Raw genomic sequence first — 21,810 nt, 5'->3', positions numbered from 1 at the left:
GACTGCGCCGGCCAAGCGTGAACAAATGGATGCCGATACTGTTGCAGAAGGCATGCCAGCGCGACGGGTGTGAACGCCGCGTCCTGGCGCAGGAGGGTTCCTACTGCTTATTGCCGGACACGGCCTCCCGAAGCATCGGCTGGCGCGCCATCACCTCGTCGCGCGGGCCGTGGTCGCGCACATGGCCGGCTTCCATGAGGATCACGGTGTCAAAGCGCTCGAGCAGGCTCAGCCGGTGCACCGAGGCGATCACGCAGGCCTGCGGAAACGCCGCCGCGATGCGCCCCAGCACGCGCGCCTCGGTGGCGGCGTCGAGCGCGCTGGTCGGCTCGTCGAGCAGCAGCAGCGAGCTGCCTTCGGCCGCGAGCACGCCGCGCGCCAGGCACAGCCGCTGGCGCTGGCCGCCCGACAGGTTGAAACCGCGTTCCGAGATCGCGCTGTCGAGGTCGCCGTGCGTGGCCTTCAGCACCTCGTCGAAGGTGCTGGTGTGCAGTGCGGCGCGCAGCCGCTCGTCGTCGCAGGGGCGACCGAAGGCCAGGTTCTCGCGCACGCTGGCCTCGAACAGCTCGGTCTCCTGCGGGATCAGCGTGGCGAGCTGGCGCAGCCGGGCCCAGTCGGTGGGCGCACCGTCGAGCAAGAGCGTGCCGCCGTGCGGCGCATACAGGCCGGCCAGCACGCGCAGCAGCGTGCTCTTGCCGCCGCCGCTGGGGCCGACCAGCGCCACGCGCTGGCCCCGGCGCAGCGAGAGCGCCACGTCGTGCAGGCCGCTGCGCGCGGGCGCCGCCGGGTCATCGGCGACGGTGACGGCGACGGCGCCGCGCGGGGCGTAGCGCCATTGCAGCTGCGCGACCTGCAGCTGCGTCCACGGCGCCTGCGCGTCGATGCGTTCGTGCGCCGGCACTGTTTCGGGCGGGGCCTCGAGCGTGGGGCTCGTCGGCGCGTGCCAGATCGGCTCGGCGCTGCTGTAGTCGGTGTGCATGCGCGCAAAGAAACTGAAGTTGGCCGCCACCGAGGTGACCACGCCCGCCGCCTGCTGCGCGTACTGGTAGATCATGAACACCGCGCCCAGCATCACGGCCTGGCCCGGCGCGCGCGCCTGCCACACATAGATGACGACCAGGCCCCAGGTCAGCGCCAGCCCCATCAGGTCGACCGCGAACCACTTGCCCTCGTTGAGCACCACGGTGCGCTTCAGCGGCAGCGACACGGCCGCCATGCGACGGCGCAGCAACAGGCGCGACGCGCCCTGCAGCCGCAGGCCGATCACCGTGGAGGCGTTGCCCAGGAAGTCGAGCAGCGCGGCCACGTAGCGCCGGTCGGCGTCGTTCTCGGCGCGCGCGAGCTTCATGAGCGCGCGGTCGATGCGCACGATCACCACGCCAATCAGCACATAGCCCGCGAGCGCCGTCACGCCGCTGGTGCGCGACAGCAGCGCCAGCGCCACCAGCGGCCCGACGAAGTTCACGGCGTTGGTGAGCCAGATGAACTGGTTCTGCGCGAAGTCGGCGAGTGCGCGGCTGGCCTGGTGCACGCGGTGCTGCAGCTCGCCCGAGTGGTGGCTGTCGTGCCAGGCGAGCGGCGCGGCGGCGATGCGCGCATAGAGCTGGTCGGCCAGCGTCTCGCGCACCTTCAGGCCCACGTTGCGCTCGAGGATGCGGCCCGGCCCGTGCAGCGCCCACGCGCCGACGTACACCCCCGCGAGCGTGGCGATCCAGCGGCCCGCCGCGGGCAGGTCGCCGCGCTGCAGTGCATTGATGGCCTGGCCCGCGAGATAGGGCAGCGAGAGGCGGATCAGCTGCGAACTCGCGAGCAACGCGGTGGCGCCGAGCAGCTGCGCACGCGCGCCGGCCGCGAAGTGCCACAGCGCGGCGTAGAGCGCGCGGATCGCGCGGCCGGGAGATTCGGTGGAGGAGGTCGTCAAACCCGTCATGCGCGCATCAGCCCGCCTTGCGGAAGGTGAGGTTGATGCGCTGCGCGCCGAGCCGCGCCTGCAGCGGATGCGGTGCGTCCTTGAGCGGCAGCACGCCATGAAAGCGCAGCCGGTCCACGCCGCCCCACACCACCACGTCGCCGTGCACCAGCGGAATGCGGGTGGTCTTGTCGGCGCGCGCGAGCCCGCCGAACTGGAACACCGCCGGCATGCCCAGCGACACCGACACGATCGGCGCGCCGTGGTCGCGCTCGTCGCGGTCCTGGTGCAGCGAGAGCCGGCTGCCCGGCTGGTAGCGGTTGACCAGGCAGGCGTCGGGCGCAAAGCCGTCGAAGCCGGCCAGCGCCGCCGCGTCGCGCGCGAGCAGTGCGAAGGCCTCGGGCATCGCGGGCCAGGGCACGCCGCTGTCAGGGTCGACCGCGCTGTAGCGGTAGCCGCGCCGGTCGCTGGTCCAGCCGAGCGCGCCGCAGTTGGTGAGCGCGACCGACATCGTGAAGCCGCCCGGCGTGACCAGGTGGCGGAACGGCGCGCGTGCCGTCACGCCGTCGATGGCGTCGAGCAGCGCCTCGGCGCGCGGCAGCGCAAAGCCCGGCAGCACGAAGGCGGCCGGGCCGATTGGCTCGCGCGCGGCGCGCGGCGGGGCGTCGAAGAGGTCGAACGTCATGGGGGCATTGTCGCCAGCGGCAGGGGCGCTTCGGACCGTGGCCCGTGGCTGCGATGCATTCAAGCTGTCACAAAGCGTCACTAGCATTCCGAGCACCAAAGCAGTACCCGGCACCGACCCGGCGCCTGCGATTCCTCCTTCGTCACAGGACCCGGCATGTCTCGCGTTGCTCGGTCACGGTGGGTGTGTGTCTTGACCCTGATCCTCGGAATTCTGTCCCTCGCGGCCGTGTCGCATGCCGGCGAACCTGCGCCTTCGCCCGATGTGGCGGGGCGCATCGCCTTCGACCTGCCGGCCCAGCCGCTGGCCACCGCCGTGCAGGTCTACGCGCAGGCGACGGGGCAGTCCGTGTTCTTCGACGGGCAGCTCACCGCCGGCCTCGAATCCGCCGCGTTGCACGGCCTGTTCACCCCGCGCGAGGCGCTGCAGCGCCTGCTGGCCGGCACGCGGCTGGCCGCGCGCCACACCGACGCGCGCACCTTCACGCTGGTCGAGGCCGAGGCGCCGCCGCCCGTGGTTGCGATGGCGCCGGCCGCGCCCGCTGTCCCCGCCATGTCTTCGCGCGACGCGCGCGTGGTGCAGCAGGCGCTGGAGCGCACGCTGTGCCGCTGGCCGCACGCGCGACCGGGCACCTACCGCGCGCTCGTGCAGCTGTGGGTCGGGCCCGGTGGCCATGTGCGGCGCACGCGGCTGCTCAGCTCCACCGGCCTGGCGCAGCGCGACGCCGCGCTCGAAGCCGCGATGAACACGCTGGTGCTCGAGCGCCCGCCCGAAGGCGAGGCCGACCAGCCGCTCACGGTGCTGCTGCTGCCGCGCACCGGCGACCGCCCCGACGTCTGCGACGCAGCGGTTTCTCCCTGAGCACGCCGTGGAACAGGACACCCCCGGCTTTCTGCGCAGCCTGCTGACCAGCCGCTACATCGACTTCCGCAACCGGCTGCGCCGCCGCCTGGGCTCGGAAGAGCAGGCCGACGACGTGCTGCACGAGACCTGGCTGCGCGTGCAGCGCATGAGCGACCCCGGCCCGGTGCAAAGCCCCATGGCCTACCTGCTGCGCATCGCGTCGAACGTGGCGGAAGACCGGCGCATCTCCCACGGGCGCCTGCTCGATTTCGTCGAGGTCGAGGAGCTGTTGCACTTTTCGGACGACAGCCACGACCCGGCCCGCGTCTCGGAGGCGCGCAGCGAGGTGCAGGCGCTGGAGCGCGCCCTCGAGGAGCTGCCGCGCCGCCGCCGCGACATCTTCATCGCCTCGCGCGTGGACGAGACGCCGCATGCCGACCTGGCGCGGCGCTACGGCGTGTCGGTGCGCATCGTCGAGCGTGAAGTGAAGGCCGCGCTGGTGCATTGCGCCGGCCGTTTGGGACGCGATGTGATCCAGCGGTTCGGTCCCGGGGCGGGAAAACAGTCTGAGAAGACATGATGGCCGCACGTACCCCGATCAACGACGACGACGCCGACCGCGCCGCCCTGGACGCCCAGGCGCACGACTGGCTCGTGCGCCTGACCTCCGGCAGCGCCACCACCGGCGACGCGCAGGATTTCCGCCGCTGGTGTGCCCGCAGCCCGCAGCATGCGCAGGCCATGGCCGAGGCGACGCGCCTGTGGGACCTGACCCGGCCCGCCGCCGAAGCGGTGGCGCGGCGCATGCCCGCGATGGACACACCGCCGCGCGCGGCCACGGCCATCGCCGTGTCGCGCCCGCCGATGTTCGGCCGCCGCCAGTTCCTCGGCGCCGCGCTCGCGGCCGGTGCCGCCGCCTTCGTGGTGGTGCGCCCGCCGGCCGGCCTGTGGCCCGCGCTGTCCGACATGACGGCCGACTACCGCACCGGCACCGGCGAGCAGCGCCGCGTGGTGCTGGCCGATGCGGCGGCGGTGGTCGAGATGAACACGCAGACCAGCCTCAACCTCGCGCGCGGCGCGGAGGGCGAGGCGCCCGTGCTCGACATGCTCGGCGGCGAGGCGCAGGTGCAGCTCGACGCGGCGCGCCGCGCGCCCTTCACCATGACGGTGGGCGGCGCGCGCCTCGTGGCCGCGTCGGCCAGCCGCTTCAACGTGCGCGCCACCGGCGGCGAGGTGTGCGTGACCTGCTTCGCGGGCTCGGTCGAGCTGCGCGACGGCGAGCGCGTGCTGGTGGCGGGCGAGGCGCAGCAGATCCGCTACGGCGGCCGGCGCGAGGCCGAGGTGGCGCGCGCGCCCGACCTCGCGGCGGTGGCCGCCTGGCGCGAGCGCGTGCTGGTGTTCGACGACACGCCGCTGGCGGCCGTGGTCGACGAGATCAACCGCTACCGGCCGGGGCGCCTCATCGTCACGCGCGCCGAACTCGGCCGCCGCAAGGTGCAGGCGCGGCTGCGGCTGGACGAGCTGCCGCATGTCGAGACGCTGATCGCCGTGAGCTACGGCGCGAAGCTCACGTCGCTGCCCGCCGGCATCGTGCTGCTCGGATAGCCGCGCTGTGTGACGCGGCTGTGAAAAAAACGGCGCGTCGTCTTCGTTCGCAAATTCTCCCGAACTTTTGCAGCGCGCGTGTCGGTCGCATCCGGTGAGCCCGGTCTCTTCTCCAGAACGGTTTTTCTCTGGGGTATGACATGAGCAACAAGACATTCCGCCGCGCGCCGGTCGCGCACGCCGCCGCCCTCGCGCTGGCCATGGCGGGCCTGGCGGGCAATGCACAGGCGCAGCGCGCCTTCAGCGCCGCGTGGATGGCGCAGAAGAACGTGACGCAGGGCACGGCCGCCGCGACGGGCTACCTGCCCAACGGCACGCCGGCCTCGATGCTGACGAACCCGCTGGCGCAGCAGCAGAAGGCCAACGAGCAGCTGCGCCAGTCGCTCGGCAACCTGGGCCTCGCGGCGCAGGCGATTGCCGCGCAGCAGGCCGCACAGGCCGCCGCACGCGCCGCCGCGCTGAACGAACCCTCGGTGCCCGACGGCCTGGCCGACGGCGGGCTGAAGGTCGACACGAATTCGCTCAGCGCCGGCTGGCTCAACGCCCGCGCGCTCAACCGCGATTCGCAGAAGCAGGTCGACGGCCGCACCGTCGTCACCGTGGAGCAGACCGGCGACAAGGCCATCCTGAACTGGGAGACCTTCAACGTCGGGCGCAACACCACGGTCGATTTCAAGCAGCAGGCCGACTGGGCCGTGCTCAACCGCGTGAACGACCCGAAGGCGCGACCCTCGCAGATCCAGGGCCAGATCAAGGCCGACGGCACGGTGCTCATCGCCAACCGCAACGGCATCGTGTTCAGCGGCACCAGCCAGACCGACACGCGCAACCTCGTGGCCGCCGCCGCCCACATCGGCGACGACCAGTTCAAGGCGCGCGGCATCTACTCGAACGACACCGCACCGAGCTTCACCACGCGCAAGGAAGACCAGGGCAAGGTCGAGGTGCAGGCCGGCGCACGCCTGACCACCAAGGAGCCCGCCTCCGTCACGCAGGGCGGCGGCTACGTGCTGCTGCTGGGCAAGGAAGTGGCCAACGCCGGCGAGATCGCCGCGCGCAAGGGCCAGGCGCAGCTCGCCGCGGGTGACAGCTTCGTGATCCGCAAGGGCATGGGCACCGAGGCCAACGCCTTCTCGACCACGCGCGGCAACGAGATCGCGCCGCAGTTCGCGGCCGACAGCACGGCGGGCACGGTGCGCAACACCGGCCTCATCGTGGCGCGCGAAGGCGACATCACGCTGGCCGGCCGCGACGTGCGCCAGGACGGCGTGGCGCTGGCCACCTCCACCGTCGCGGTGCGCGGCACGGTGCACCTGCTGAACTCGGCCGCCGACACGCGCGGCAACGTCGCCGTCGGCAAGGGCGCGGTCACGGCCGTGCTGATCGAGGACGACGGCAAGGCCAGCGCACTCGACAGCCAGCGCGACGCGCTCATCAAGGAATCGGCCGCGCAGGACGCCGCGCGCGCGCTCGTGCCGCCCGCACTCTTCGACAACCTCTCGCGGCTGTCGGACCGGCGCGACCAGTCGCGCATCGAGATCGTCTCGGGTGGCGACATCCGCTTCGAGGGCGAGTCGCTCACGCTGGCCACCGGCGGGCAGATCGCGGCCAGCGCCGCGCGCCGCAGCTTCGTGGCCGACAAGGCGCGCCTGGATGTGTCGGGCGCGGTGGGCGTGAACGTGACGATGGAATCGAACAACGTCAAGGTCAGCGTGCAGGGCAACGAGACGCGCGACGCCCCGCGCAACCGCGAGAGCGGCAAGCTGTTCAACAGCGACGTGTGGATCGACCGGCGCAAGCTGGTGCGCGTGGCGCCCGGCGTGGGTGGCTACGAGGGCGAGCGCTGGTACGCGGCGGGCGGCCTGCTGGAGGTGGGCGGCTACCTGGGCAACCAGGGCCACGGCATCGGCGAATGGGCTGCGCAGGGCGGCACCGTGGTGCTGGGCGGCGCGGAGGTCGTCACGCAGGCGGGTTCGAACGTCAACCTGTCGGGCGGCTCGCTGAACGTGCAGACCGGTTTCCTGAACCAGACCTGGCTCAAGGGCAGCGACGGGCGCCTGTACAGCCTGGACAAGGCCCCGTCGGACATGCTCTTCGACGGTGTCTACAAGGGCTTCGAGGCCGAGCACGTGCGCTGGGGCAAGAAGAACACCGACTACTTCTACAACCCGCTGATCGCGCCGCAACGCTCGCTGGAGAACGGCTACACGGTCGGGCGCGACGCCGGCCGGTTGGTGGTGAGCGCGCCCACGGCGGTGCTCGAAGGCGACATCGTGGCTGAGGTGTTCAACGGTGCGCAGCAGACGCGCGCCCGCGACGCCGCGCTGGACGACAGCTACCGCCAGTCGCAGAGCGCGGTGGCGCGCGGCGGCGTGCTGGCGGTGGGGCGCTACGGCGCGCTGGGCCGCGTCGACCTGTTCGACACCGACGTGCGCTTCGGCGATGTGGCGCCGGTCACGCAGCAGATGGCCGCGGCCGACGCACTGGCCGCCGAGCGCATCGGCACGCTGTGGCTCGACGCGGCGCACCTGAATGCGCAGCATCTGTCGGTGCTCGACATCGGCACGCGCGGCAGCGTCAACGTCGAGAAGGCGCTCACGCTCGCCGACGGCGGGCGCATGAACCTGCTCGGCGCGTTCATCGACATCGGCGCGAACGTCACGGTGCGCAGCGGCACGCTGGAGGCCGGCAACGTCTTCACCTCGCCGGTGTCCGGCACGGTGACGCAGGCGCTCATGGACGAGGGCGGCGCGCGCGTGCGGGTGCGCGACGGCGTCGTGCTCGACCTGCGCGGGCGCCGCGTCGACGTCGGCACGGCCCCCGAAGACACGGCCCTGCTCGCCGCCATCGACGGCGGCACGGTGCGCCTCGAATCGACGCACGGCGTGACGATCGGGCAGGGCAGCCTGATCGACGTGTCGTCGGGCGCCGCACTGCTGGCCAAGGGCAAGCCAAGGGGCGGCAAGGGTGGCAACGTGACGCTGGTGGCCGACTCGGCCGCGTCGCCCATCGACGCGCAGGGGCGCCTGTCGCTGGACGGCGAGATCCGCGGCCACGGCGTGAACGGCGGCGGCACGCTGAAGATCGAAACGGGCCACGCGCTGGTGCTCGGCCTCGACCCGGCGCTGTCGGATGCGACGCAGCTCGTGCTCGACGCGTCGCGCCTGCAGTCGGGCTTTTCCACCTACGACCTCAACGGCCACGCGGGCCTCACGGTCGCGCCGAGCGCGCAGCTCGACGTGGCGATGCCGGTCTACCGCATCGCGCCCGAGGCCGGTGCCGGCCAGGAGGGCGGCATCGGGTTGCAACTCTGGACGCCGCCGCTGCTGCAACAGGATTCGGTGAACCGCCAGGTCGTGCAGCGCCAGGGCGCCGACCTCGTGCTGCGCGCGCAGCGCCGTGTCACCGAAGGCGCAGACATCGCCATCGGCGCGGGCGCGGTGGTGACGGTCGATCCGGGCCGCTCGATCCAGCTGCTCGGCGGCGGCAAGAGCAGCGTCGTGGTGGACGGCCGGCTCAACGCCTGGGGCGGGCGCATCGCCATCGGCATCGAGGCGCCGGCTTTCAACTCCCCGGTGAGCACCTCGCTGCAGCCGCACAACCGCTCGGTGTGGATCGGCGAGGGCGCGGTGCTCGACGTGGCGGCGCGCGCGCAGACCGGCATCGACGACGACGGCCGCCGCTACGGCAGCGTGCGCAACGGCGGCACCATTTCCATCGGCGGCGCGCTCGACTGGGAGGCCAAGGGTGCGGCCAACGCGCCCGACGTGGCGGTTGTGATCCGCCCCGGCGCGCTGCTCGATGCCTCGGGCAGCCATGCGCGTATCGACGTGCCGGCGGCCGGCGGCCTGTGGCGCGAACTCGACGTGGCCAGCGACGGCGGCAGCATCGTGCTCAAGTCGGCGCACAGCCTGTACCTGGACGGCACGCTGCGCGCCCATGCGGGCGGCGCGAATGCGGCGGGCGGCACGCTCGCGGTGGCGCTCGAAGCGCCGGTGTTCTCGAAGATCTACACCGTCGACGACGCGGTGCGGCAGGCGCGCGAGCTGGTGATCTCGCAGACGCAGCAGCCCAGCGGATTGCCGGCCACCCTCAAGCCGGGCCAGGCCGATGCGGCACTGGCCTACGGCAAGGGGCGCCTGAGCGCGGACCAGGTGCGGGACGGCGGCTTCGGCAACCTCTCGCTGCTGGTCAACGGCCTGCTGAGCTTCGACGGCCACGTCGACCTCACGACCGCGCAGAGCCTGCGCCTGTACGCCGGCAGCTTCGCGCTGGCCGACAGCGCGGCCACCGATTCGAACGTGCGGCTCGCCTCGTCCTACCTGCGGCTGGCCGGCGTGACCGGTGTGCCCAAGCAGGACAGCGAGGTGATCTACACCACCACCTGGCGCCACGGCGCATCGACGCGCACGAGCGAGGCCGCCTTCACGGCCGAGGCCGACCTGATCGACATCCGCGACCGCGTGGGCTTCGGTGCGCACGGCGAGATCGCCAGGAAGACCGGCCCCGCGCAGGTGGTGGACCGCCGCGGCTTCGACGCCGTGCACATGACCAGCCGCGGCGACCTGCGCCTGCTGGGCGGCAGCCCGTCGCTCGGCCTGCTGGGCGCGATCACGACCGAGCTGGCGACGCTGGGCGACCTCACGCTCACCGCCGCGCAGATCTACCCCGCCACCGGCGCCAACGCGCAGATCCGCGCAGGCTACGACGAGGGCCGCGTGCTCGACATCCGCCGCCAGGTCGAGGGCGACGTGGCCATGCCGCAGTCGGCATTCGGCACGCTCGCGCTCGGCGGCGGCACGGTGCGCCAGGGCGGCATCGTGCGCGCGCCGCTGGGCAATCTCATCGTGGGGCAGGACGGGCGCAGCACCTTCGAGGCGCGCGCCAGCCTGCTCGAGCTGCTGCCGGGCAGCATCACCTCGGTCAGCGGCGCAGGCCTGCTCATGCCCTACGGCGGCACGACCGACGGCATCGGCTACAGCGTGGCGGGCACGCCCATCGACAAGCGCGGCGTCGGCAGCAGCGGCATCCTGCTCACCGCCGACAGCGTGGTCGGGCACCAGGGCGCGCTGCTCGACCTGTCGGGCGGCGGCGAGCTCACGGGCGCGGGCTTCGTGAGCGGTCGCGGCGGCTCGGTGGACGTGCTGCGCACGCCGCTGGCCAATGCCAACCCGGCCAACACCTTCAGCAAGGCAGGCAACGGCGTGTACGCCATCGTGCCGGGCTTCCAGGGCGGCTACGCGCCGGTGTCGCCCGACGCAGGCGCGGGTGAGCCGGCCGTCGGCCGGCAGGTCACGCTCGACCACGACGTGGGCGGGCTCAAGGCCGGCACCTACACGCTGCTGCCTTCGACCTACGCACTGCTGCCCGGCGCCTTCCGCGTGGAAGTGGGCGCGCCGACCGCGCAGCCCGCGGCGCCACTGCCGGTGGGCTACGGCTCGTACGCGGCGAGCGGCACCCTGGGCGTGGCGAACACGGCGGTGAAGTCGTCGCTGGCCAACCAGCTGGTCCTCACGCCGGCGGCGCTGGTGAAGCAGCACGCCAGCTACAACGACATGGGCTACGACGCCTTCGTGGCAGCCGACGCGGCACGCCGCGGCGGCGTGCGCGGCGAGATCGCGGCCGATGCCCGCAACCTGCTGCTGGACTACTTCTATTCCAAGCCGAAGGACGGCGTGTCGATGCTGCGGTTCGACGGCCAGGCGCTGTTCAACCCGGCGGCCGGCAGCACGGGCTTCGGCGGCACGCTGTCGGTGAATGGCATCGGCATCGAGGTGACGGCGCCGGGCGTGCAGCGCACGGCCGGGTTCACGGGCGCCTCGCTGCAGGCCGACCAGCTCAACGCCTTCGGCGCCCCCCGGATGATCCTGGGCGGCAGGGTCGACCTGCGCTACGCGGACAACTTCGCGACCTTCAATTCGAACACCGGCCATGTCGTTGTGCGCAGCGGCGCGACCTTGCGCGGCGCGGAAATCTTCCTCGTGGCCGGCGGCTACGGCGACGGCATCCAGGTGGAGCAGGGCGCTTCGCTGAACACGCTGGGCGCCGGCGCGCCGGCCTACGACTCCACCGACGGCGTGGTGTTCTCGGCGGGCCGCGCCGCGGTGCTGGGCTTGTCGAACGGCTGGATCAACCTGATGCCTCCCGTCAGCGAGGGCGTGCCCGCCACGGTCCAGATCGGCGAGTGCGCGAGCGGCGCCTGCACCGGCCAGACCACGCTGTACGGCGAGGGCACGCTGGCCGTGGCCACGAACCGCTCGTTCACGATGGCCGACAACGTGCGCTACGGCGCGAAGAACCTGATGCTGGCCGTGTCCTCGGTCAACCTGGGCGGCGACGCGGCGCTGCAGCAGGCCGCGGCCAACGGCCAGCTGCCGTCGGGCCTGTCGATGAACCAGGGCATCCTGGCGAGCCTCCTGGCTGGCAACAAGGGCGAGGGCGTGCCCGCGGTCGAGACGCTGGTGCTGAACGCGCGCGAGTCGGTGAACATCTACGGCGCGGTGTCGCTGGACACGCTCGACCCCGTCACCGGCGTGTCGTCGATCGAACGGCTGGTGCTGGGCACGCCCGCGATCTACGGCTACGGCGGCGCAGGCGACACCGCGAAGATCACGACCGGCGAATTCATCTGGACCGGCCTCACGCCGCGCCCGCCCGGCAGCGATCAGATCTTTCCCGGTGAGAACGCGCCGGGTGGCGCCATCGGCAGCCTGCTGGGCCACGGCACGCTCGACGTGTCGGCCGCGCGCATCGTGCTGGGCCACGCGCCCAGCACGCAACCCGACGCGGGCTTCTCGGCAGACCGCCTGGCGCTGGGCTTCGGCACGGTCAACCTGAACGCGAGCGAGCGCATCACCGCCAACGGCAAGGGCACGCTGGCCGTGTACCACCAGCAGGGCGAGTACGTGACGGGCAAGGGCTACGACTTCACGGGCGGCCAGCTGAACCTGCGCACCCCGCTGCTCACCGGCGAGGCCGGCTCGAACAACCGCATCACGGCGGGCGGCGACATCGTGGTGAGCGCTCTGGCGGGCGCGCAGTCGGCCGGCGATGCGGCGCTGGGCGCGCAACTGGCGCTCACCGGCCGCAACATCACCATCGACGGCACGGTCGGTCTGCCCTCGGGCAAGCTGCAGCTCACGGCCAGCGGCGACGTGACGCTGGGCGCCGATTCGCGCATCGACCTGGCGGGCCGCGCCGTGACGTTCTTCGAGCAGACGCGCTACAGCCGCGGCGGCGACCTGGAGGTGACGAGCACGGCCGGCAACATCGCGCAGGCGGCCGGTTCGGTGATCGACCTGTCGGCCACGCACAACCGCGGCGGCACGCTGCAGGCGACGGCGCTGGGCGTCGGTGCGGGCCGCATCGACCTGGGCGGACGCCTCCTCGGCACCGCGAGCGGCACGTACGACGCGGGCGGCACGGTGGTGCCCTACGACGCGGCCGAGATCAGCGTGCGCGGCCAGACCGTGGCCGACTTCGCGGGCCTGAACACGCGCCTGAACGAAGGCGGCGTGACGGGCGCGCGCCGCTTCCAGATCAAGCAGGGCGACCTCGCCATCGGCGACGAAGTGAAGGCGCGCGTGGTCGAGGTCACGCTCGACGGCGGCAGCCTCACGGTGAACGGCCGCATCGACGCCAGCGGCTTCCAGGTGGGCGCGATCCGCCTCGCCGCCAAGGGCGACCTCACGGTCAACGGCACGCTCGACGCGCACGCCACCGGCCTGCGCGTGGACAGCTACGGCAAGATCATCGACAGCCCGAACCGCGCCATCGTCGACCTCACGAGCACGCACGGCACGCTGACGCTGGGCGGCGGCGCGGCCGTCGACCTGCGTGCGGGCACGGCCGTGGGCGCGGCGCAAGGCAACGACGGCATCGCGCGCGGCACGCTCGCACTGAACGCGCCGCGGCGCGGCGACAACGACGTGGCGGTGAACGTCGGCGGCACGCCCACCATCCAGGGCGCGAAGACCATCGCCGTCAACGCCTTCCGCACCTACAGCGACGCACCGCTGGCGGACGCGCCCGACGTCACGGGCCACGTGCCGCAGCTCATCACGCAGAAGTACCTCGACGAGATCGACGGCCACAGCGTCGCCTTCATCGACAAGGCGCTGGCCAACACCTCGCTGTCGGCGCGCCTCGCAGGCCTGGGCAGCTACCACCTGCGCCCGGGCGTGGAGATCGTCAGCAGCACCGGCGAAGGCGACCTCAGCGTGGTCGGCGACATCGACCTCTCGGGCTACCGCTACGGCCCGGGTGCGAACCGCACCGACCCGGCGCGGCGCGGCTTCGGCGAGCCCGGCGTGCTGGTGATCCGCGCGGGCGGCAACCTCAACGTGTACGGCAGCATCAACGACGGCTTCGCACCGCCGCCGGCCACGCCCGACGACAAGGGCTGGTACCTGACCGAGCAGCGCACGAAGTTCGGCACGCCGTTCACGCCCGACGGCGGCGACATCGTCGTGCCGATCGACGGCGTGGTGCTCGACAAGGGCACCGTGTTCCCGAAGGACGCGCTGCTGAACTACGACGTGCCTGCCGAAGCCATGGTGCTGCCGGCCGGCACGGTGCTGCCCGTGACCGTGACGCTGGGCGCGGCCTACACGCTGCCCGCCGGCACGGTGCTGCGCGCCAACGTCTACAACGCCGACGGCAGCGTGCGTCTGAAGGCCGGCACGGTGCTGGGCGAGGCCATGGTGCTGGACAGCGGCATGAAGCTGGGCGCGGGCACCGCGCTGCGCGCCGAGGCCAGCGTGCAGGCGATGGTGTGGCCCAAGGGCGTGCGCCTGCCGGTCGCGATGAAGGCCGACGGCACCATCGCGCTGGCGCGCGGTGCGGTGATTCCGTCGCTGACCGATGTGCAGCTGCCGAACGACGCGGCCGTGAACCTGCGGCCCGAAGTCGACGGCGTGCAGGGCCGCAACTGGGCCGTGGCGCCGATGCTGGGGCAGGGCGCGACGAGCTGGAGCCTGCAGCTCACGGCCGGCGCCGACCTGGACTCGGCCGACCGCCGCGCGGTCGATCCGGCCAAGCACGGCGCGCTCATCCTGGCCGACAGCCACGCGATGTACAACGTCAGGCTCACGCCGGGCGGCAGCGGCTTCCTGTGGGGTCCGAACGGGCCCATGTGGGGCCACGACGAGGGAACGCCGATGGACCTGCTGGATTTCGAGGCGGGCTACTGCGACTGGGGCGGTGCGGGCACCTGCGTGGTCGACCCGGCGCGCCTTTCCTACTTCTGGGGGCCCAACGGCCGCGACTGGGACCCGAGCTTCGTCGAGGGCACGCCGGTGTCCCCGGAATACGTCACGATCTGCGAGTGGGGGCCGGGCGTCTGCACGACGGTCATCAACCCCGTCAAGGACGTCACCAAGTACACGCCGCTGTCGCCGATGTTCAGCGTGCTGCGCACCGGCACCGGCGACCTGGGCCTGGCGGCGGCCGGCAACTTCATCATGGAGTCGCCGTTCGGCGTCTACACGGCCGGCACGCGCTCGGCGCCGCTGCTCGACGCCAACGGGCTCGACCCTTTCAACCTCGCACGCGGCAAGGCCGTCGGCGGCTCGGTGATCGGACCGCAGACGGCGGACTACAGCGCTGCGCTCGCGGCCTACCAGGCCTGGTACCCCGAGCAGGGCGGCAACCTCGACATCACGGTGGGCGGCAACGTCGTCGGCGACGTCTGGGGTCATTTCGGGGGCGAGCGCGGACAGGCGCCGAGCGCCGCGGTGGGCAGCTGGCTGTGGCGCCAGGGCTCGGGCACGGCCCTGGCCGGCAGCGACCGCATCGCGACGTCGTGGTGGATCAACTTCGGCACCTACGCGCTGCCGGCCGGTGCGCAGTTCAGCACCGACAGCAGCCCCGAGCCCTTCCTGGTGGGCTTCACCGGCATGGGCACGCTGGGCGGCGGCAACCTCACGCTGCGCGCGGGCGGCGACGCAGGCCTCACCACGCGGCTGGGCAACGGCCAGGTCTGGCAGCGCAGCGAGGCCATCGTGGCGGCGGTCGGCAGCACGGGCCGTGTCGATGCGAACGGGCAACTGACGCTCACCGGCGGCGGCGACCTGCAGCTGCGCATCGGCGGCGTGGTCAATCCGAACCTGGCCGCGGCGCAGTACGCCAGCTATGGCACCAATGCGCAGTACCAGGACCTCAACGGCGCTCTGGTCAACCTGCGCGGCGCGGCCACCGTGTCGGCCTCCGCCATCGGCGGCGTCGAGGTGCGCTACCGCAAGTCCCCGTTCTCGCAGCCGGGCCAGGAGGGCGATGCGAAGGACACGCGCCCCATCGACCCCTTCGCCCCGACCATCGGCATCGGCAATGCCGGCATCGTGCTCGTGCCGGGCGACTCGGCGATGTACCTGGACACGCCGGGCGACCTGGTGCTCACGAGCGTGGCCGACGCGGGCCGCGCGCGGGTGCCGAACAGCTCGGCGTTCAAGTTCGGCGGCACCGAGTACGGCATCGGCCAGGGCTGGTTCACGCTGTGGACCGAGCGCACCGCGATCAACCTGTTCAGCGCGGGCGGCAACCTCACGCCCGGCACCGACCTGGCGAACCGGCAGCCCAGCGGCCGGTACCTGGGCAACATCAACATGAGCGACAACGTCACGGTCTACCCGTCGATCCTGCGCGCGACGGCGGCCTCGGGCAGCCTGTACTACGGCTTCTCGGCCACGCCCGCCACGCAGGCGCCCGGCCGCGCACTGGTGCTCGCGCCGTCGCCGTCGGGCGCGCTCGAGTTCCTGGCGGGCAACTCGCTGTTCGGCGGCGGCTATCCGGTGGGGATGTCGGGCGCGGTCACGCCGCTGCCCACGCCCTGGGCGCCCGCCTTCGTGGGCTATGACCGCTTCCAGCGGCCGGTGGTCTACAACACCAGCCCGGAGGGCTCGATGGTCGGATCGCCCAGCGTGCCGAACTACGGGGAGGTCGACCGCCATCCGCTGTTCGCCTTCGGGCCGGACACGCTGGGCCCCCGCGCGCTGCACCCGGCCGATGCGCCGCCCTCGCTGTTCTACGCTGTGCGCGGCGACATCCTGGGCCTGGCCAGCGGCACGGCGCGCAAGGTGGATGCCAGCGGCGAACTCGCGCGCGAGACCTGGTACCGCTCGGCCGCGCCGGCGCGCATCCGCGCCGGGCGCGACATCGTCGGCACCGAGGCGCTGATCGTGAACAACGACCCGCGCGACGTGTCGCTGGTGCAGGCCGGGCGCGACATCCTGTACGCGAACCTGCAGGTGGCGGGCCCCGGCACGCTGGAGGTCTCGGCCGGCCGCCACATCACGCAGGACGACCGCGCCAGCGTGGTCAGCCGCGGCGCACTGGCCGAGGGCGACACCCGCCCCGGTGCGAGCATTGCGATGATGGCCGGCATGGGCGCGATGGGGGTGGGCGGGCCGGACTTCTCGGCCATCGCCGATCGCTACCTCGACCCCGCGAAGCGCGCCGAGTCGGGCCCCGGCCAGTCGCTGGCGAGCCAGCCGGGCCGCGTGGTGAAGACCTACGACGCCGAGCTGGCCGCATGGCTCAAGGAACGCTACGGCTTCGTGGCCACCAGCGCCGACGCGAAGGACCCGGGCAGCGCGCTCGCGTACTTCAAGGCGCTGGCACCCGAGCAGCAGCGCGTGTTCCTGCGCGGTGTGTACTTCGCCGAGCTGCGCGCCGGGGGCCGCGAGTACAACGACGTGGACGGCCCGCGCTACGGCAGCTACCTGCGCGGGCGCGGCATGATCGCCACGCTGTTCCCCGACCTCGACGCGGCGGGCCAGGAGATCGTGCGCACCGGCGACATCATCCTGTACGGCCCCTCGGGCGTGCACACCGACTTCGGCGGCGACATCCAGATGCTCGCGCCGGGCGGGCAGATCGTGGTGGGCGTGCAGGGTGCGGTGCCTCCGGGCAGCGCGGGCGTGATCACGCAGGGCATGGGCCACATCCAGCTGTTCAGCGAAGGCAGCCTGCTGCTGGGCCTGTCGCGCGTGATGACCACCTTCGGCGGCGACGTGCTGGCCTGGTCGGAGCAGGGCGACATCAACGCCGGCCGGGGCTCCAAGACCACGCTGGTCTACACGCCGCCCAAGCGCGTGTACGACAACATCGGCAACGTGAAGCTGTCGTCGCAGGTGCCCAGCTCGGGCGCCGGCCTGGCCACCTTGGCGCCCATCGCCGAAGTGCCGGCGGGCGACATGGACCTGATCGCGCCGCTGGGCACCATCGACGCGGGCGAGGCGGGCATCCGCGTGTCGGGCAACGTGAACCTCGCGGCCCTGCAGGTGGTGAACGCGGCCAACATCCAGGTCAAGGGCGAGTCGGCCGGGCTGCCGGTGGTGGCGTCGGTGAACGTGGGCGCGCTGACCAACGCCAGCGCGGCGGCCTCGCAGGCCGTGGGCGCGGCGCAGGAGGCGATGCAGCGCGAACGCGCGGCGGCGCGCCAGGCGCTGCCGTCGGTGTTCTCGGTGCGCGTGCTGGGCTTCGGCAACGAGCCTGCCGACGGTGCCGCGGCGCCGTCCGATGCGGGCCGCGCCGCGGCGCGCCCGGTGGGCTACGACGAGCACAGCCCGGTGCAGGTGCTGGGGCGCGGGCCGCTGGGCGATGCGCAGAAGACCAAGCTCACGGCGCAGGAGCGGCGTTTGCTGGGGCAGTGACGGGGCAGGGCGGCGCGCGGCAGTTCATGAAATTTTTGTGACAAACGACAGTCGAGGACGCGCCATTTCGTCTTGGACTGAGAGCCCTGTGACTGCCCGCCCGATGCCCCTCCTGTCGTCTTCCGCCCGCCCGCGCCCGTGGGCGTCGTTCCTGCTGGCCACGGCGTTCGCCGCCCTGGCCGGCGCGGCGCATGGCGCGCCGCCCGAGGCCAATGCCAGCGGCGTGTTCCTCAACGCCGCCGGCGACGTGCTGACCGCGCGCCATGCGGTGGCGGACTGCCGTTCGCTGTTCGCCGTCAAGGACGCGCAGGTGGCGCAGGCCCGGGTGATCGCCGAGAGCGCCGAGCTCGACGTCGCGGTGCTGCGCACCACCCTCACGCCGTACCTGCACGCCACGCTCGCGGCAGACGCGCGCGCGCCGGCCCCGGGCAGCGTGGGCGTGTTCACCGAGGCCTACGCGGTGCTGCAGCGCATGCCCGACCGCGCGGCGTTGCTCAGCAACGCCATGACCGTGCCCGGCGTGGAAGGCCTGCAGCTGCTGTCGGGTGTGCAACCCGGCGCCAGCGGCAGCGCGGTGCTGGGCGCCGACGGGCTGCTGCTCGGCGTGGTGGTCGAACGTGTCGCCGCCGCGCCGCATGCGTCGGGCATGGTGCTCAGCCGTGCGGCCTCGGCCGCGGGCGTGGCGGGCGGCGTGACGCGGGTGCGCGCGGTGCCGGCGGCGCGCCTGCGCGACTTCCTGGACGCCCACGGCATCGCCTACACGCACAGCCGCGAACCGCAGCTCGGCCCCCAGCAGTCGCCCGCCGCACGGGCCTCGACCCTGGCGGTCGGCGTGCTGTGCGGCTGAACGTCCTTCGTCGACTTTTCATTGGAACTCCCATGACCTTTTCTTTCGGCAAGATCCGCGGCTGGCGCCGCCTGCGCCTGGCGCTCGGCGGGCTCGGCCTCGGGCTGTCCGCCGTCGCCGCGCCCCTGGCCGCATCGGCGCAGGCCCAGCCGCAGGTGCCGCAGCACTGGATCAGCTACGCCAACCTCGCCAGCAACCAGCTGCAGTCCTCGCTCAGCGATCCGGCCAGCGACACCGTGGTGCGCCTGCACACGTGGATGCAGGAGCGCATGCTGAAAGAAGGCCAGCCCGTGCCGCCTGCGCCGGTGGTGGTGCGCGTGTGGGTCGCGGGCAGCGGCAAGGTCGAGCGCGTGGCCTTCGATTCGCTGGGCGATGCGCAGGCCGACACCGACCTGCGCGCGCTGCTCACCGCGCAGCCGCTGGCCGAGCCGCCGCCGCGCGACATGCGCCAGCCGATGGTGCTGCAACTCACGCTGAGCTTTGTCGCGCGCACCTGACCGATCGCGCCGCCTTTGCGTGGCGCTGCTGGGCCTTGCGGCTGCAGTCCCGTTGCACGCCGCCATGCCCTGGCCCGTGCCGGGGCTCGCGGCGCTGGTGAAGGCCTTCGGGCCGGCCGTGGTCCACATCGGCGTGGAGCGGCCGTCGGTGCCGGCGCGCCGCTTCAGCGACCGCTGGCTGCTGCGCGCGCCACCGGCCGAGGCCGACGAGAGCAGCCTGGGCAGCGGCTTCCTCGTGAGCGCCGACGGGCTGATCCTCACCAACGCGCACGTGGTCGCGCACGGCACGCAGATCCGCGTGAAGCTGCCCGACCGGCGTGAGTTCCGGGCGCGGCTCATCGGCCTCGACGCACTGGCCGACGTGGCCTTGCTGAAGATCGACGCGACCGGCTTGCCCACCGTGCGCATCGGCGACCCGGCGGACGTGGAACCCGGCGACGGCGTGGCGGCCATCGGCTCGCCCTACGGCTTCGGCAACTCGGTGACGGCCGGCATCGTCAGCGCCAAGGGGCGGTTGCTGCCGGGCGCCGAGTCGATGCAGTTCCTGCAGACCGACGTGCCGATCAACCCCGGCAACTCGGGCGGGCCGCTGTTCAACCTGCGCGGCGAGGTGATCGGCATCAACTCGCGCATCTACAGCCGCAGCGGCGGCTACCAGGGGTTGTCGTTCGCCATTCCCATCGACGCCGCCATGCGCATCAAGGACCAGTTGCTGGCCACCGGCACCGTCACGCGCGGGCGCATCGGGGTGTCCGTGCAGGAGGTGGGGCAGGCGCTGGCCGACACCTTCCGCCTGCCGCGCCCGGCCGGCGCGCTGGTGACCGACGTGGAGTCGCGCGGCGCGGCGGCGCGCGGCGGGCTGAAGACCGGCGACGTGATCCTGTCGGTGCAGGGCCGCGAGGTGGTGCAGGCGGCCGACGCGCTGGGCTTCATCGCCGAGCAGGTGCCGGGGCAGCGCGCGCGCCTCATGGTGTGGCGCGACCGCGCCGAGCACGTGGTCGAGGTGAAGGTGGAGGGCTACGACACGCCGCGCCTGCAGGGCGACGCGGCGGCAGCGGCCTCGGTGCCTTCGCGCCTGGGCTTCGCGGTGCGCCCGCTGGCACCGGCCGAGCGGCAGTTCCTGCGCGTGGAGGGCGGGCTGCTGGTGCAGCGCGTGAACGTGGCGGCGTCGCGCGCGGGCGTGCAGCCGGGCGACGTCATCCTGGCGCTCAACGGCCAGCCGATCGACAGTGCCGAAGCCCTGGCCCAGGCGCTGGAGGGGGCCGACGGCACGGCGGCGCTGCTGGTGCAGCGCGCGGGGGCGCGGATCTTCGTGCCGATCTGCGCGCAGGCCGGGTCGCCGAAGTGCTGAGCAAGGCGTCGCGCTGACCGGCCGCGTCATTCGAGCGTCATGGAGCGAACCTAGCATCCGCTTCGACATGCCCCCCGGGCGGCGGCTTTCGCCGGGCGTATCGAACTCATGCGGCATGCACCTCTTTCCTTTCCTCTCGTCTCCCTGGCCGGCATCGCGCTGGTCGCCTGCATGACCGGGCCGTGGATGAGCGCCCGCGCGCAGTCCGACGCGGCGCCGCTTCGGCCGCAGGCCGCGCGCATCGCCTTCGACATCGCAGCCCAGCCGCTGGCCGGGGCGCTGGAGCAGTACGGCCGCGCGACCGGACTGCCCGTGTTCTTCGATGCTGAACGCGTGGCCGGACGCCATGCCGCGCCCGTGCACGGCCTGTTCGATGCGCAGGCTGCCCTCGATGCGCTGCTCGCGGGAACGGACCTGGTCGCCGACGACGCCGGCGCGGGGGCCACGACCGCCTTCGTGCTCCGGCTCGCGCCAGCAGTGCCGGTGCCGGCACGGCCGGCTGATGCGGCGCAGGCCGTGCCCGCCACCGCGCACCGCGGCTACGACGGGCTGGTCCAGACCCGCGTCTGGGAAGCCCTGTGCGCCCACCCGCGCGCGGCACCGGGCGGCTACCGCGCGGCGATGCGCTTCGTGATCGACGGCACCGGCCGCATCGCCCATGCCTTCCTGCTGCACACCAGCGGCGAGCGCGCGCGCGACGACGCCATCCTCGACACCCTGCGGCAGTTGCGCATCGACCGCGCGCCGCCGCCGGACATGGCGCAGCCGCTCACGATGCTGATCCTGCCGCGCTCGCAGACGCCCGGGCTCGAGTGCCCGGTGCGCCACTGACGCCACCGCCATGCCCGAGAACGCGCTGCCCGCGTTGCGCGACTTCCTGGTCGCGCGCTACGACGAGCTCAAGCAGCGGCTTGCGCGGCGACTGGGCAATGCCGAGCGCGCCGGCGACGCGCTGCAGGACACCTGGCTGCGCCTGGAAAGCCGCGACGACATCGACGGCGTGAACGACCCCGCCGCCTACCTGTTGCGCGTGGCCGTCAACCTGGCCTACGACCAGGTCGCGAAGCAGGGGCGCCTGGCCACGTCCGACGAGATCGAGGCGCTGCTCGACGAAACCCCCGATCCCGCGCCGGGGCCCGCGCAGATCGCGCAGGACCGCGCGGAACTGGCCGCGCTGCGCGCACTCATCGAGCGGCTGCCGCCACGGCGCCGGCAGGTGCTGGTGATGGTGCGCTGGCAGCACCTGCCGCAGCGCGAGGTGGCGGCGCGGCTGGGCATCTCGCTGCGCACCGTGGAGAAGGAACTCAAGGAAGCGCATGACCACATCGCCGCCCGCATGGGCCGCGCGGACCGCGCACCCGACGCGAAGGAGCCGCATGAAAAATAAAGTGCGGTTCACCGCGTCGAGAGCCGTCTCATGGAT

At 72.9% G+C, this 21,810-nt stretch carries 11 protein-coding genes; 9 read left to right on the top strand and 2 right to left on the bottom strand.

The genetic code is table 11. From position 1 onward, the window contains the following. Positions 1-100 precede the first annotated feature (100 nt). Both AC07Q9_RS14665 and alkB read right to left on the bottom strand, forming a co-directional pair. Complete coding sequence (locus AC07Q9_RS14665) at positions 101-1,930, bottom strand: ABC transporter ATP-binding protein (RefSeq protein WP_495310336.1); 1,830 nt, start codon at positions 1,928-1,930, stop codon at positions 101-103. Between the two features lie 7 nt (positions 1,931-1,937). Continuing rightward, positions 1,938-2,594 carry a DNA oxidative demethylase AlkB gene (gene alkB, locus AC07Q9_RS14660; RefSeq protein ID WP_495310334.1) on the bottom strand — a complete coding sequence of 219 codons (657 nt, stop codon included), beginning with the start codon at positions 2,592-2,594 and terminating at the stop codon, positions 1,938-1,940. 192 nt (positions 2,595-2,786) lie between these two features. On the opposite strand from alkB, the gene AC07Q9_RS14655 reads away from it, so the two are divergent. From AC07Q9_RS14655 to AC07Q9_RS14615, 9 genes are all read left to right on the top strand, one after another. After that, positions 2,787-3,455, top strand: a complete 669-nt coding sequence (locus tag AC07Q9_RS14655; protein ID WP_495310332.1) for an STN domain-containing protein — start codon at positions 2,787-2,789, stop codon at positions 3,453-3,455. A gap of 7 nt (positions 3,456-3,462) precedes the next feature. After that, a complete protein-coding gene (locus AC07Q9_RS14650; protein ID WP_070061142.1) occupies positions 3,463-4,017 on the top strand; it encodes an RNA polymerase sigma factor in 555 nt (184 codons plus the stop codon). Further along, positions 4,017-5,042, top strand: coding sequence for a FecR family protein (locus AC07Q9_RS14645; RefSeq protein ID WP_495310330.1), 1,026 nt, complete (start codon positions 4,017-4,019; stop codon positions 5,040-5,042). The genes AC07Q9_RS14650 and AC07Q9_RS14645 overlap by 1 nt, the downstream gene beginning before the upstream one ends. A 140-nt stretch (positions 5,043-5,182) precedes the next feature. After that, positions 5,183-17,692: a filamentous hemagglutinin family protein gene (locus AC07Q9_RS14640; protein ID WP_495310328.1), complete on the top strand. Its 12,510-nt coding sequence runs from the start codon at positions 5,183-5,185 to the stop codon at positions 17,690-17,692. Between the two features lie 103 nt (positions 17,693-17,795). Beyond that, positions 17,796-18,539 (top strand): S1 family peptidase, encoded by a 744-nt coding sequence (locus tag AC07Q9_RS14635; RefSeq protein WP_495310326.1) that lies wholly within the window; start codon positions 17,796-17,798, stop codon positions 18,537-18,539. Between the two features lie 32 nt (positions 18,540-18,571). Then, complete coding sequence (locus tag AC07Q9_RS14630) at positions 18,572-19,036, top strand: YbaB/EbfC family DNA-binding protein (protein ID WP_495310324.1); 465 nt, start codon at positions 18,572-18,574, stop codon at positions 19,034-19,036. A gap of 64 nt (positions 19,037-19,100) precedes the next feature. Next, a complete protein-coding gene (locus AC07Q9_RS14625; RefSeq protein WP_495310322.1) occupies positions 19,101-20,387 on the top strand; it encodes a trypsin-like peptidase domain-containing protein in 1,287 nt (428 codons plus the stop codon). Between the two features lie 108 nt (positions 20,388-20,495). After that, a complete protein-coding gene (locus tag AC07Q9_RS14620) occupies positions 20,496-21,218 on the top strand; it encodes a TonB C-terminal domain-containing protein (protein WP_495310321.1) in 723 nt (240 codons plus the stop codon). 10 nt (positions 21,219-21,228) lie between these two features. Then, positions 21,229-21,774, top strand: a complete 546-nt coding sequence (locus AC07Q9_RS14615; RefSeq protein WP_307585164.1) for an RNA polymerase sigma factor — start codon at positions 21,229-21,231, stop codon at positions 21,772-21,774. Positions 21,775-21,810 lie beyond the last annotated feature (36 nt).

This window comes from Variovorax sp. GW821-FHT09A10 (genome assembly GCF_059418385.1).
The sequence above is the reverse complement of the archived record's forward strand: the minus strand, read 5'-3'. Positions and strand labels throughout refer to the sequence as shown.

Excerpts from the sequence above, each read along its gene's own strand:
- AC07Q9_RS14630 (WP_495310324.1), top strand. The coding sequence starts at position 18,572 with ATGACCTTTTCTTTCGGCAAGATCCGCGGCTGGCGCCGCCTGCGCCTG.
- alkB (WP_495310334.1), bottom strand. The coding sequence starts at position 2,594 with ATGACGTTCGACCTCTTCGACGCCCCGCCGCGCGCCGCGCGCGAGCCA.
- AC07Q9_RS14665 (WP_495310336.1), bottom strand. The coding sequence starts at position 1,930 with ATGACGGGTTTGACGACCTCCTCCACCGAATCTCCCGGCCGCGCGATC.
- AC07Q9_RS14640 (WP_495310328.1), top strand. The coding sequence starts at position 5,183 with ATGAGCAACAAGACATTCCGCCGCGCGCCGGTCGCGCACGCCGCCGCC.
- AC07Q9_RS14635 (WP_495310326.1), top strand. The coding sequence starts at position 17,796 with ATGCCCCTCCTGTCGTCTTCCGCCCGCCCGCGCCCGTGGGCGTCGTTC.
- AC07Q9_RS14625 (WP_495310322.1), top strand. The coding sequence starts at position 19,101 with ATGCCCTGGCCCGTGCCGGGGCTCGCGGCGCTGGTGAAGGCCTTCGGG.
- AC07Q9_RS14620 (WP_495310321.1), top strand. The coding sequence starts at position 20,496 with ATGCGGCATGCACCTCTTTCCTTTCCTCTCGTCTCCCTGGCCGGCATC.
- AC07Q9_RS14615 (WP_307585164.1), top strand. The coding sequence starts at position 21,229 with ATGCCCGAGAACGCGCTGCCCGCGTTGCGCGACTTCCTGGTCGCGCGC.
- AC07Q9_RS14645 (WP_495310330.1), top strand. The coding sequence starts at position 4,017 with ATGGCCGCACGTACCCCGATCAACGACGACGACGCCGACCGCGCCGCC.